Source organism: Peptoniphilus indolicus ATCC 29427, assembly GCF_000227315.1.
GTDB classification, from domain to species: domain Bacteria; phylum Bacillota; class Clostridia; order Tissierellales; family Peptoniphilaceae; genus Peptoniphilus; species Peptoniphilus indolicus.
The window spans coordinates 14488-28139 of sequence record NZ_JH165062.1 but is presented as its reverse complement, the minus strand read 5'-3'; the positions used below and the strand labels follow the sequence as shown (position 1 = coordinate 28139).

Here is a 13652-nt window from a genome sequence, read left to right as displayed (position 1 = left end):
TACATTTAATGCAGCAGGGATATTAATTAATAAAAAGATAGATATAAATAAAATAGGAGTTAATTTATATCAAAATCGCTCTAAAGAAAAAACTTCTCTACTCATTATGGCTATGAATTCAATTAAATACTATTTTGATTCAAAGTTAGCTATAGCTTATGTTGATGATAATATGATAGAATCATGTGGAGCTAACAAAAGTGATTCAGAAGGTATTGTTGAATTTATAAGAGATATTAGTGGGGTAGAAGTAGCTATTTTATTAAAAGAGAAAAAAGAAGACATTAGACTTTCTGTACGTACAAAAGAATATATTAATGCAATAAATATAGTATCTTCTTTTGGTGGTGGCGGACATATTAGAGCAGCAGGAGCAACTTTACCACTACCATTAAGTGATAGAATTAATGATATTGTAAAAATTGTTGAGGGTGAGCTAAATGGATGGAGTTCTAGTAATTGATAAGCCAAAAGGAGTTACTAGCCATGACGTAGTATATATGGTTAGAAGAAAACTAGGTATAAAAAAAGTAGGACATACAGGTACTTTAGACCCTATAGCTACAGGTGTATTGCCTATATTAATAGGCAAAGCAACAAAATTATCTGATAGACTTACAGCTTCTAATAAAGAATATATTGCAGAATTTAAATTTGGAATTCAAACAGATTCATTAGATATAACTGGGAATGTGACTCACGCAAGTGCTATGATTCCTTCTGAGGATTCACTAAGAAAAGAATTAGAAAATTTTACAGGAGATATTCTTCAAGAACCACCCATATATTCCGCTATAAAAATAAAAGGAAAAAAGTTATATGAGTATGCTAGAGCTGGTGAAGAGATTGAAATACCAAAAAGACAGTGTACTATATATAGTATGAAACTATTAGATAGCAGTGAAAATAGATTTATAATATATATTAACTGTTCATCAGGAACTTATGTAAGGTCATTAATTAGAGACATAGGATTAAAATTGAAATCTTTTGCTACTATGACGGAGCTTCGAAGAGTATCTACTGGTAAATTTAATTTGGATATATCTGTAAATAAAGAACAATTAGAAAATTGTAGTTTAGATATTTTAGAAAATAAACTAATACCAATAGATAAAGCACTAGAACTTGAAAAGATAGAACTCCCAGTTGAAATGTACACTAAGATTACAAACGGCGTAATCTGTAAAGTAAACCACGTTTATGATGTTAATTCAGAATACAATATATATTGTAAAAATATTACATTGGTATTGGAAAATATATGTATTATAACAATGTATGGGGTATCAAGATAATAAAAAAGTTAATAAATAACTAGTTAGGTGGAATATTATTGAAATAATTGAAATAACAACAAATTATAAATCAGATGCTGAATGTTTTATAGCTCTGGGGAATTTTGATGGTGTACATTTGGCACATAGAAAGCTTTTAAATAATTTGGTAAAATCTTCTAAAAAAAGTAATTCTAAAAGTGCTATACTTGCATTTAAAAATCATACTAAGAATATTATCAATAAAAGTCCTCAAAGACTTTTGACTTCTAATGATCAAAAATATTCTAAATTAGAAGAAATTGGTATAAATATTTGCTATGAAATAATTTTTAATGAAGATTTAATGAAGATGTCAGCAAGAGATTTTATAGAAGAGTTACTATATAAAAATCTTAATGTTCGAGGAATAGTAGTAGGTTTTGACTATAGATTTGGGCACAAGGCTAGCGGAGATATACATCTTTTAAGAGAAATATGTGATGAGTTAGGGATTTCTTTGGTTATAATAGATGAAGTAATAATAAATGAAAATATAGTATCTTCAACATTAATTAGGAAATTAATTGAAGACGGTAATGTAGAAGATGTTAAAGACTATTTAGGTTCTGATTTCAAAATAAGTGGAAAAATAATTCACGGGAAAAAATTAGGAACTAAAATGGGAATTCCTACGGCAAATATTGCTATAGATACAAACTATGTAATTCCAAAATTTGGAGTGTATGATACAACTATAATTATTGATGGTGTAGAACATAAAGCTGCAACAAACGTTGGGAAAAATCCGTCTGTTGAAAATTCTGGACTTAGGATAGAGTCTCATATAATAGACTTTAATGAAGATATTTACGATAAAAAAATTGAGTTAGTACTTCATAAATTTGTCAGGGATGAATTAAAATTTGATACAGTAGAAGACCTTTTTTCACAAATGAGCAAAGATGTTGAGCTAATAAGAAATAATTCTATTGCCAAAAATATTTAGTTATGTTATCATTATTTAGTACTACCAGACACAGGTTTGTCGTTCCTCGACGCTTACTTTTGTCTAGGCTAATATAAATTTAGGAGGAAATAAAATGTTAAACAAAGAAGCAAAAACACAAATTATTGAAGATTACAAATTACATGATAAGGATACTGGTTCTGCAGAAGTGCAAATCGCGATTCTTACTAATAGAATAAATGAGCTTAATGTTCACCTTAAAGAACATAAAAAAGATCATCACTCAAGAAGAGGTCTTTTAAAAATGGTAGGTAAGAGAAGAAATCTTCTTAGATACCTAAAAAATAAAGATATTGACAGATATCGTGAACTTATTGAAAAATTAGGTATAAGAGGTTAATAGAGCGGGGAACCGCTCTTTATTTTTTAAGAGGAGGATTATATGCAAAAAGTTTTTACTTTTGACCTTGCAGGTGAACCATTAGAAGTTACTATAGGTAAAGTTGCAGAACAAGCTAATGGAGAGTGCTTGCTTAGATATGGCGATACTGTAGTCTTAGTTACTGTAACTGCATCGAGTAAAGCTAGAGAAGGTATAGATTTTTTCCCATTATCTGTAGATTTTGAAGAAAAAATGTATTCTGTGGGTAAAATGCCTGGAGGATTTGTTAAAAGAGAAGGTCGTCCTACTGAAAAAGCAATTCTTTCAGCAAGACTAATAGATAGACCTATAAGACCTTTATTTCCTGAAGGATTTAGAAATGATGTACAAGTTGTCGCTACAGTGCTTTCTGTGGACCAAGACCACCAACCTGATATATTAGCGATGATTGGTTCCTCAATAGCATTACACACTTCTGATATACCATTTGATGGTCCAACAGGATCTGTAATGGTTGGAATGATTGATGGCAAATATATAATAAATCCTAACGAAGAAGAACGTAATAATTCAGATATTTTTTTGGTAGTTTCAGGCACTAAAACTGCCATAATGATGGTTGAAGCTGGAGCTAATATTGTTACAGAAGATGAAATGTTAGGTGCTATTCTTACAGCACATGATGAAATCAAAAAGATATGTTCTTTTGTTGATGAAATCAAAAATGAAATTGGAAAAGAAAAAATGGATTATGAAGTTTTCGTACCAAATGAAGAATTAAAACAAAGAGTTGTAGAATTTGGTAAAGAAATAATAGTAAATTCCGTTAATGAAGCAGATAAACTTTTAAGAATTGAAAAAGTAGAAAAAGCAAAAGAAGAAGTTCGTAAACATTTCGAATTAGAAATGGAAGAATTCTCTAGAGATATAGAATCTATACTTGAAGAAATAGAAGTAAATGAAGTAAGAAGACAAATTTTAGAAGATAATTTAAGACCGGATGGCAGAGCTCTTGAAGAAATTAGAAAACTATCATCAGAAGTAGGCTTACTTCCAAGAACTCATGGTTCAGGTTTATTTACAAGAGGTCAAACTCAAGTTTTATCAATTACTACTTTAGCGGGACTATCTGAAGTGCAAGTAATAGATGGATTAGGTGATGATAAGCCTAAGCGTTATATACATCACTATAATTTCCCTCCTTTCTCTGTAGGTGATACAAAACCTATGAGAGGGCCAGGTAGACGTGAAATAGGTCATGGTGCACTTGCTGAAAGAGCATTAATACCAGTTCTACCTTCAGAAGAAGAGTTTCCTTATGCTATAAGAGTGGTATCTGAGGTACTATCATCTAATGGTTCATCATCTCAAGCTTCTATATGTGGTTCAACTCTTTCATTAATGGATGCAGGTGTACCTATAAAAGCTCCGGTTGCAGGTATTGCTATGGGACTTATAGAAGGAAATGGACAAACTAAAATTTTAACTGACATCCAAGGGTTAGAAGATCATTTTGGAGATATGGACTTTAAAGTTGCCGGTACAAGAGAAGGTATTACTGCAATACAAATGGATATTAAAGTCGAAGGTATCAGCAGAGAAATTTTAGAAGAGGCTCTTGAGAGAGCAAAAGTTGCTAGATTATATATATTAGACCATTTATACACAACTATTCAAAAACCAAGAGAAGAACTTTCTAAGTTTGCGCCTATAATTCATATGATTGAAATAAATCCTGAAAAAATAGGAGATGTAATAGGCAGTGGTGGAAAGACTATTAACAAGATTATAGAAAAAACAGGAGTTAAAATAGAAATTGACGATGATGGTAAGGTTTCAATTTTATCAGATGATTCAACAAAGGCTAAAAAAGCTATAGAAATAATTCAATCAATAGTTAAAGAAATTGAAGTTGGAGATATATTTAGTGGTAAGATTAAGAAAATAATGAAATTTGGCGCATTTGTTGAATTGAAAAAGGGTGTAGAAGGTCTTTTACACATTTCTGAAATTGCACATGAGAGAACGAATAAAGTTGAAGATCTTTTTAAAGTTGGAGACAAGATTGATGTAAAAGTTATAGGTATTGATGAGGAAACTAAAAAACTTTCTCTATCAAGAAAAGTATTATTACCTAAACCTGAAAAAGAAACTACAGAGAATATAAACTCAAGGGAAGAATCTAAATAAAATTTTAAATCAGGGTACTTTGGTATCCTGTTTTTTTAAGGAGAACTATGAATATAAAATTAATTAATAAAAGCAATAACCCAACACCTGAGTATGAAACCAATGGTTCTGCAGGTATGGATATAAGAGCAAATTTAGATGAAAAGTTTATTTTAAAGCCAATGTGTAGGGCTGCAATACCAACTGGATTATTTATTGAAATACCGGAAGGATATGAAGCTCAAGTAAGAGCTCGCAGTGGGTTGGCATTTAAGTACGGAATATCATTGACAAATGGAATAGGAACAATAGATTCTGATTATAGAGGAGAATTAAAAGTTCTTTTAATAAATTTAGGCACAGAAAATTTTGAAATTAATAATGGAGATAGAATAGCTCAATTAGTAATTGCAAAATATGAAAAAGTTGATTTTGTAGAAGTGAATGATTTATCAGAAACTGTTAGAAGCACAGGTGGATTTGGGCATACAGGCCTTTCTTAAGTGGTAGATAAAAATACCTTATGTTATAATAAACTAGAGGTGTAAGGGTGAAAAAGAATAAAAAAGTTAAGAAAAAACAACGTAATACAGAACAAAAAACCTTACTTGGAGTAGCTTTAATTTTATTCGGTCTTATAAGTTTTATAAGCTTGTATAGCGATAAAATAGGATTGTTTGGCGTATTTATATATAAAATTTTTACTCTTTTGTCAGGAAGTGGTAACTTCTTAATTCCATGTATTATGATAATATGTGGGATTTTAATAATATTACCTAAGTATAAAGAAGATATTTTCAAATATATAACATTATTTTCACTTATTTGTCTTTGTATTTTAGTATATTTAGACGGTACAAAGAATATAGATTTGACATTAGTAGATAGAATATCAATGTCAATAGAATATTTGGACATTGCAACTTCTGGTGGTGTTATAGGTTCTATTTTTGGATTTTTTATGTATAAATTTTTTGGTGCTATTGGAACTTATATGATATTAGCAACAATTGTATTGGTTTGTGTATTTTTAATTTTTAAAATAAACTTTGAAACATTAAAAAATATAAGCTCTAATTTTTCAGATTATGGTAGTTCATTAGGAGTCAAGTTGTCGGCAATTAAAGAAAATGTATCAGATGGACTAGAAAAAAAGAAGTTAGAAAAAATTTTAAAAATAAAGAAAACAAAATAAAAAGCAAGATAGATCTAATATTGACAATAAAGTAAATGAAAATTCTATTGAAGAAGATGTAGTTATTAGAGGGGTATTATCTGATGAAAAAACAGAAAATATAGTTAATGTTGCTGAACAAAAAGAAAATTCAATTGAAAATGGAGAGATAATTTCAATAAATGATACCATTCAAATAGAAAATGAAAAATTAAATTTAGATTTAAATACTGATTTAGAAGTTAATGAGTATATTAAACCTCCTGAAGAATTACTAGAACTAAATCAAAATAATATTGGAGATTCAAGAGAACTAGTTAAAAAGAACGCTAAAATAATAGAAGAAACTATGCATACCTTTGGAATTGATTGTAAAATTGTGGCAATTAATAAAGGCCCTGTTATAACTCTTTATGAATTAGAGCCTGCTCCAGGAGTAAAGTTAAATAAGATAGTTGCATTGAGTGATAATTTGGCAATGGCTTTAGCTAGTTCAGATATAAGAATAGAAGCGCCAATCCCAGGTAAAGCTGTGGTTGGAATAGAAGTCCCAAATAAGTTCAAAGACTCTGTATCCATACGAGATATGATAGGAAGTTTAGAATTTAAAAATTTAAAATCTGATATACCATTGACTTTAGGGAAAAATGTAGCTGGGGAAATTATAGTATCATCTATTGAAAAAATGCCACATTTATTAATAGCTGGTGCAACAGGCTCTGGAAAATCAGTATGTATAAATACTATTATAACTAGTATTTTATACAAAAGCTCTCCTGAAGATGTTAAGCTTTTACTTATAGACCCTAAAATAGTTGAACTTAGTATATATAATGATATTCCACATCTTTTGATTCCGGTAGTTACTGAACCTAAAAAAGCTTCTTTTGCCTTAAACTGGGCGGTAGGAGAAATGGAGAGAAGATATTCTTTATTCGCTGAATTAGGAGTTAGGGATTTAAATTCTTTTAATAGTAAAGCAGCTATTTTAAAAGAACCTATTTTACCAAAAATTGTAATAATCGTAGATGAATTAGCAGACTTAATGATGGTGGCTCAAAAAGAAGTTGAAGAATATATAGCAAGACTTGCTCAAAAAGCACGTGCTGCGGGTATATATTTAATACTGGCTACACAAAGACCATCTGTTGATGTAATTACCGGAACGATAAAGGCTAATATTCCATCTAGAATAGCATTTTCAGTTTCATCTCAGATTGATTCTAGAACTATATTGGATATGCCCGGAGCAGAAAGATTGCTTGGAAAAGGAGATATGTTATTCTATCCAGGGTTCTATTCTAAACCAGTTAGAGTTCAAGGTGCATTTATACATGATGATGAAGTTGAGAGAGTTGTCGAATTTATTAAAGCTAATAGTTCTTCGAATAAAGCACTTGAAGAAAAAATCGTTAAAGAAATTCAAGAAAAAAAAGAAATTACTAGAGATAGAGATGAGTTATTTAATGAAGCGGTTAAGTATATATTGACTGATGAACAGGCATCAATTTCTTATTTACAGAGAAAATTGAAGATAGGATATTCAAGAGCTGCTAGAATTGTAGACCAACTTGAAGAATCTGGCATAATTGGTCCTCATGAAGGCTCAAAACCTAGGAAAGTATTATTAACAGAAGAAGAAATTAAAGAAATGCTGGGAGAAGAATTTGAATAAAGTACATTTTATAACATTAGGTTGTTCTAAGAATGATATAGATACAACAACAATGAAGTCTAATTTAAACAGTGAAAGCTATGAAATTACGCCTAATCCAAACGACGCCAATGTCATAGTTGTAAATACATGTGGATTTATAGAAGCTGCAAAAGAAGAGTCTATAAATACCATACTTGAGGCTGCAAAGCTAAAAGAAAATGGTAATTTAAAGAAGTTGGTATTAGCTGGTTGTTTAGCCCAACGTTATTCAAAAGAATTAATGGAAGAAATACCTGAAGTTGATGGAATTATTGGTACAGGTAGCTTTAAAGATATTAATTCAGTAATTAACTCAGCTTTCGATGGGGATAGGAAAGTTTTACTTGAAGATTTTAATGAATATACTCAAGATATAAACTATAAGTCAGATGTACAAGTTACAGAATATGTTAGAATAGCTGAAGGTTGTAATAATAATTGCAGCTATTGTATTATTCCTAAATTAAGGGGAAGAAATAAATCACGACCTATTGAAGATATAGTTAAAGAAGTTGAATATCTTACTGGCAATGGTACTCGTGAAATAATTTTAATTGCGCAAAATTCAACAGATTATGGGATAGATTTATATAAAGAGTACAAACTACAAGATTTAATAAAAGAGCTTTCTAAGATTCATTTGTTAAAATGGATTAGAATACTTTATTTATATCCTGATAATTTTACTGATGGACTTATAAATGAATTTAAAACAAATTCTAAACTCTTGAAGTATGTTGATATTCCGATGCAACATATTTCAGATAATGTCTTAAAGAGAATGAACAGAAGAACATCTAAAAACCAAATTGAAAAGTTGATTAATCAACTTAGAAGCAATATCCCTGAAATTGCAATACGTACAACATTTATAGTTGGATTCCCTGGAGAAACTGAAGAAGATTTTGAAGAACTGAGTTCATTTTTAGAAGAATATAAATTAGATAGAGTTGGTGCTTTTGCATACTCTAGGGAAGAGGATACAGTTGCGTATTCAATGGATAATCAAATCGATGAAGATTTAAAGAATGAAAGATTATCCGCTGTGATGGATATTCAACAAGAGATTTCTTCTGAGATAATGAGCAAAAAAATAGGTTCAGTATTAGAAGTATTAATTGAAGAAAAAATAAGTGGTGAAATGTATTCAGGACGTTCATATTTAGATGCTCCTGAAATTGATGGAAATATTTACGTTGCAAGTGAAAACAACCTTGAATTGGGTTCTTTTTACAAAGTTAAAATTTTAAACTCATTGGAGTTTGATTTAGAAGGTGAAGTAATATGAATACCGCAAATAAATTGACAATGTTAAGAATTTTAATGGTCCCCATTTTTGTGTTGTTTATGTATCTTAATATCGAAAATTCTAGAATTATAGCTACTATAATTTTTGTAATAGCTTCATTTACAGACTTTTTAGATGGATATATAGCCAGAAAAAATAATTTAGTTACAAATTTTGGAAAGTTTGCAGACCCTCTAGCTGATAAGATATTAGTAGCTGCTGCTTTAATATGTCTTACTGAGTTAGGAGATGTTCCAGCTTGGGGAGTTATAATAATAATTGCTAGAGAATTTGCAGTAACAGGGTTTAGAATTATAGCAGCTTCTGAAAATATCACTATAGCTGCAAGTCCTTTAGGAAAGATAAAAACAGTAAGTCAACTAGTATCTTTAATTATTTTACTAACTAATATAACTATGATATACAAAATAGGCATCGTATCTTTTTATATAGCTATATTATTTACTATAATTTCAGGAGTAGATTATTTTATCAAAAACAAGAAAGTATTAGACTTAAAAAATATATAAGAGGTAAGAATGAGAGCATCAATAATAACTGTAGGAACAGAAATATTAGTGGGTTCAATTTTAAATACACATGCTGAATATATTTCCAACATATTAAATGATTTAGGAGTTCATGTGGATTATCATATATCTGTTAGAGATAATTTAGAACAAATAGAAAATATTCTTAAGGGACAACTAGAAAAAGTAGACCTCATATTTTTGTGTGGAGGATTAGGACCAACTGCTGATGATATGACAAAAGAAGCTGTTTCAAATGTTATTGGACGTAGTATTATATTAGATGAAATACAACATAAAAAATTATTAAAAAGATTTAGAGAATCTAAATTTAAAATGACTGAAAATAATTTAAAACAAGCAATGATTATCGAAAATTCAACTATATTAGACAATAAGTGGGGAATAGCACCAGGAGAAATTATTGAATATGGTGACAAAAAGATATTTTTATTGCCTGGACCACCGAAAGAATTGAGACCTATGGTAGATGAGTATCTAAAATACTACATAACAGATAACAATGAAGTAGTAATTAGATCTTTAAATGTTGCGGGACTTGGAGAATCTGTAGTTGAAGATAAAATTAGAAAATTAAACTTAGAAACTAAAAATATAAGTATAAATACATTTGCAAAATTTTATGATACTGAAATTAAAATAATAGCTGAAGGAAGAGATAGAAATTCATTAATTGAAAAAGTTGATTTAATAGTCTCTAAACTATATGATACTTTTGGAACAAATATATATTCGGAAGGAAAAATAACTTTAAATGAATCTCTTGTAAAATTACTTAAAGAAAAAGAACTTAAGATAAGTTTTGCAGAGTCTATTACAGGGGGGCTTTTAGCTAGCCAAATAACTAGTATATCTGGAGCGAGTAGTGTATTAAGCGAATCTTACATCACGTATTCAAACGATGTTAAAATTAAGATTCTTGGAGTAAAAGAAAATACATTAAATAATTATGGTGTTGTTAGTAAAGAAGTTGCTTATGAAATGGCTAAAGGGTTAAGGGCTTTAACTAAATCAGATATATGCATATCTACAACTGGCGAAGCTGGGCCAAACCCTAGTGAAAAAGAAGTAGGCTTAAATTATATATGTTATTATTTTGATGAAAATAAATATAAAGTTGTAGAGCATAAATTTAAAGGTACTAGAAATGAAATACAAAAAAGAGTTTGTGATACAGCAATATTAGATCTTATTTTAATGTTAAGGGGGTAATTATGGACGATCAAAGAAAACTATCTCTAGAAAATACAATCTCTAGAATAGAAAAGGCTTATGGAAAGGGCTCTATAATGAAATTAGGTGCTGATAATAAGCTAGAAATAGAAGCTATACCAACAGGATCACTAACTTTAGATTATGCATTAGGAGTAGGTGGAATTCCAAGAGGAAGAATTATAGAAATTTATGGACCCGAATCATCAGGTAAAACTACATTAGCACTGCATATGTTAGCTGAAGCACAAAAAATGGATGGGATAGCTGCTTTTATAGATGCAGAACATGCACTAGACCCTGTATATGCAAAAAATTTAGGTGTAGATATTGAAAATTTAATAATTTCACAACCTGACACAGGAGAACAAGCTTTAGAAATTACTGAAGCTCTAGTTCGTTCAAATGCTGTTGATTTAATTGTTGTAGACTCAGTAGCAGCCCTTGTTCCAAAGGCTGAAATTGAAGGTGAAATGGGAGATTCCCACATGGGATTGCAGGCAAGACTTATGTCTCAAGCTCTTAGAAAGTTAACTGGAGCAATAAATAAGTCAAAATCATCGGTTGTATTCATAAATCAACTTAGAGAAAAAATAGGAGTTATGTTTGGTAATCCTGAAACTACTACAGGAGGGAGAGCCCTTAAATTTTATGCTTCTATAAGAATGGATATAAGAAGAACTGATACTTTGAAAAAAGGCGATGAAATGATAGGTAATCGTGTAAAAGTAAAAGTTGTTAAAAATAAAGTTGCTCCACCACATAAGGTAGCTGAGTTTGATATTATGTATGGAAAGGGAATTTCAAAATCTGGTACTACTATAGATATGGGGGTACTTTCTGATGTAATTATAAGGAGTGGTGCATGGTATAGCTATGAAGACCAAAAATTGGGGCAAGGAAGAGAAAATTCAAAAGAGTTTTTAGAGCAAAATCCTGAGTTAACATTTGAAATAGACCAAAAAATTCGTAAGGCATTAAATTTGCCGGCAGATGATTTAGAACCATCTATCCAAAATAATTCGACTGAAATGGATTCAGAATAAGATGAAATTTTTATATTTTACAGATTCTCATTTAAGGGTAACAAATCCTAAAAATAGAATCGATAATTTTTATGAAACATTAAAAAATAAAATGAATGAAATTCTTCAAATAAGTTTAAATGAAAATGTAGATTATATTTTACATGGAGGTGACTTATTTGATAGACCCGATACTCCAATTTCATTAGTATCAGATTTTTCAGAAATTTTTCAGAAATTTAAAGCACCAATATATATAGTTAGTGGAAATCATGATATATTCGGGCATAATCCAATAACTGTTCATAGAACTATGTTTGGTCTTTTAGATAGTTTTGGGATTATAAGAATGGTAAATAATAAGGTAATTTTAAAGAAAGACGTCACTGTTCAACTGACGTCTTTCCCTTATAGTATAGATATGGATAGCCCTAAGAGTAGAGAAGGATATATTGTACGAGAAAAGGATGATGTTGATTATGCAATACACCTCACTCATGGATTCTTAACAGATAAAAAACCTCCTGATACTATACCTCATACTCTAATTTCTGATATATCGGATACAGTTGCAGATGTAACATTTGGAGGACATATTCACTATGGTTTTAAAACAATTGAAATAGATGGCAAATATTTTATAAATCCAGGTTCAATTGTAAGGATATCTAATGCACTTAGTGAATTTAAAAGAAAGCCTAAAGTAGTTATACTTGAACTCACAAATAAAATAGATATAAGAGAAATAAATTTGAAAACTGCTCTTCCAGCCGAAGAAGTATTAGACAGAAGCGAAATTGAGCATCATAAATTTAAAACACAACAATTTAATGATTTTAAATCTACAATCGAGTCATCATCTAATTTAAAAAGTTTCGATGTATTTGATATATTAGTTGAGATTGCCAAAAACAATAATATTTCTAAGGAAGTAAGAGATGAGGCAATTAAAAGAGTTGAGTTAAAGCAAATTGAAGGAGCTGATTACAATTGATTTATATAACTTCTATAGAAATTAAAAATTTTCAGTCTCATGAGAATACAAAATTAGATTTGCATAGAGGATTAAATGTTATAGTTGGCAGATCTGATAGTGGTAAGACAGCTATTTTAAGAGCGATAAAATGGGTTTTTTATAATGACCCACCTCCAGGAAACCTAATACGAAATGGCGCTAAGGAAATGAGTGTTAGAATTGAATTTAACACGGGAGCTATTGTAACAAGGTTGTGGAATAGTAAAGAAAATAAGTATATTCTTGTAAAATCTAATGGAGAAAAAATTGTTCTTGAAAAATTTAATAGAGCTGTACCTTTTGAAATAATTCAAGAAATCAATATTCAAAAAGTAGAATTAGGCTCAACTGTTAAGAATGGAATCAACATTGCAGAACAATTGGATGGACCTTTTCTTCTCACGGAGTCTTCATCAACTAGAGCTAGTGCAATAGGCAGACTAATAGGCGTAAATTTTATAGATGATGCTTTAAGAGATGTTATAAAGGATAATAAAAATAATTCGAAGAAAATAAAAGAAGCTGAATTAGAGAAGGAAATATTAGAAAAAGATTTAGAAAGCTTTGATTATTTAAAAGATGAAGAAAAAAAATTAAACTTTATAAAAAAATGTAGAGATGCGATTTTAAATTATACTGTTCAACTAGATAAGTTGAAACAGTTATCTTCTTCAAAGCTAAATATAAAAGAAGAAATTATATATTTAGAGAAAAACCTTAAAGAATATGAAAATATATCTGAATTAGAACAAAAATTTGAAAGATTGTCTCGTAATATTGAAATGCTAAAGTATTATTCTAAGTTATCAAACAATCTAAAGAGTAATAGAAATGATATACTTACAACTGAAGAACAAGTTTTAAAACTAAAACATATAGATGGTATATATGATAAACTACTCAATTTAACAAAT

General features: G+C 29.6%; 14 protein-coding genes. All 14 read left to right on the top strand.

The window, feature by feature from the left end; translation table 11 throughout:
- The coding region (locus HMPREF9129_RS10650; RefSeq protein ID WP_004821560.1) for a DHH family phosphoesterase at positions 1–463 on the top strand (463 nt) is incomplete at its 5' end.
- The gene (truB, locus tag HMPREF9129_RS06160; protein WP_004821558.1) at positions 441–1298 is read left to right on the top strand and encodes a tRNA pseudouridine(55) synthase TruB; all 858 of its coding nucleotides are present in this window, start codon (positions 441–443) and stop codon (positions 1296–1298) included. The genes HMPREF9129_RS10650 and truB, both read left to right, overlap by 23 nt.
- Positions 1299–1332: 34 nt before the next feature.
- Complete coding sequence (locus HMPREF9129_RS06155; protein ID WP_306424718.1) at positions 1333–2265, top strand: bifunctional riboflavin kinase/FAD synthetase; 933 nt, start codon at positions 1333–1335, stop codon at positions 2263–2265.
- 94 nt (positions 2266–2359) lie between these two features.
- Entirely contained in the window at positions 2360–2626 is a 267-nt protein-coding gene (gene rpsO / locus HMPREF9129_RS06150) for a 30S ribosomal protein S15 (RefSeq protein ID WP_004821554.1), read from the top strand.
- A gap of 42 nt (positions 2627–2668) precedes the next feature.
- Positions 2669–4798 carry a polyribonucleotide nucleotidyltransferase gene (locus tag HMPREF9129_RS06145; protein ID WP_004821553.1) on the top strand — a complete coding sequence of 710 codons (2130 nt, stop codon included), beginning with the start codon at positions 2669–2671 and terminating at the stop codon, positions 4796–4798.
- Positions 4799–4845: 47 nt separating this feature from the next.
- Positions 4846–5280, top strand: coding sequence for a dUTP diphosphatase (gene dut, locus HMPREF9129_RS06140; protein WP_004821551.1), 435 nt, complete (start codon positions 4846–4848; stop codon positions 5278–5280).
- Between the two features lie 47 nt (positions 5281–5327).
- A complete protein-coding gene (locus HMPREF9129_RS12375) occupies positions 5328–5972 on the top strand; it encodes a DNA translocase FtsK 4TM domain-containing protein (RefSeq protein ID WP_004821549.1) in 645 nt (214 codons plus the stop codon).
- A 19-nt stretch (positions 5973–5991) separates the two neighbouring features.
- A complete protein-coding gene (locus HMPREF9129_RS12370; RefSeq protein ID WP_306424717.1) occupies positions 5992–7626 on the top strand; it encodes a DNA translocase FtsK in 1635 nt (544 codons plus the stop codon).
- Positions 7619–8935 (top strand): 30S ribosomal protein S12 methylthiotransferase RimO, encoded by a 1317-nt coding sequence (gene rimO / locus HMPREF9129_RS06130; protein WP_004821547.1) that lies wholly within the window; start codon positions 7619–7621, stop codon positions 8933–8935. Before HMPREF9129_RS12370 ends, rimO begins: the two co-directional genes overlap by 8 nt.
- Positions 8932–9465: a CDP-diacylglycerol--glycerol-3-phosphate 3-phosphatidyltransferase gene (gene pgsA, locus HMPREF9129_RS06125; RefSeq protein WP_004821546.1), complete on the top strand. Its 534-nt coding sequence runs from the start codon at positions 8932–8934 to the stop codon at positions 9463–9465. Before rimO ends, pgsA begins: the two co-directional genes overlap by 4 nt.
- A gap of 9 nt (positions 9466–9474) precedes the next feature.
- Positions 9475–10698 carry a competence/damage-inducible protein A gene (locus HMPREF9129_RS06120; protein ID WP_004821544.1) on the top strand — a complete coding sequence of 408 codons (1224 nt, stop codon included), beginning with the start codon at positions 9475–9477 and terminating at the stop codon, positions 10696–10698.
- A 2-nt stretch (positions 10699–10700) separates the two neighbouring features.
- Positions 10701–11744, top strand: a complete 1044-nt coding sequence (gene recA / locus HMPREF9129_RS06115; RefSeq protein ID WP_004821543.1) for a recombinase RecA — start codon at positions 10701–10703, stop codon at positions 11742–11744.
- Position 11745: 1 nt separating this feature from the next.
- Positions 11746–12717 (top strand): metallophosphoesterase family protein, encoded by a 972-nt coding sequence (locus tag HMPREF9129_RS06110; protein WP_004821541.1) that lies wholly within the window; start codon positions 11746–11748, stop codon positions 12715–12717.
- On the top strand, positions 12714–13652 hold a 939-nt coding region (locus tag HMPREF9129_RS06105), incomplete at its 3' end, for an AAA family ATPase (RefSeq protein ID WP_004821539.1). The genes HMPREF9129_RS06110 and HMPREF9129_RS06105, both read left to right, overlap by 4 nt.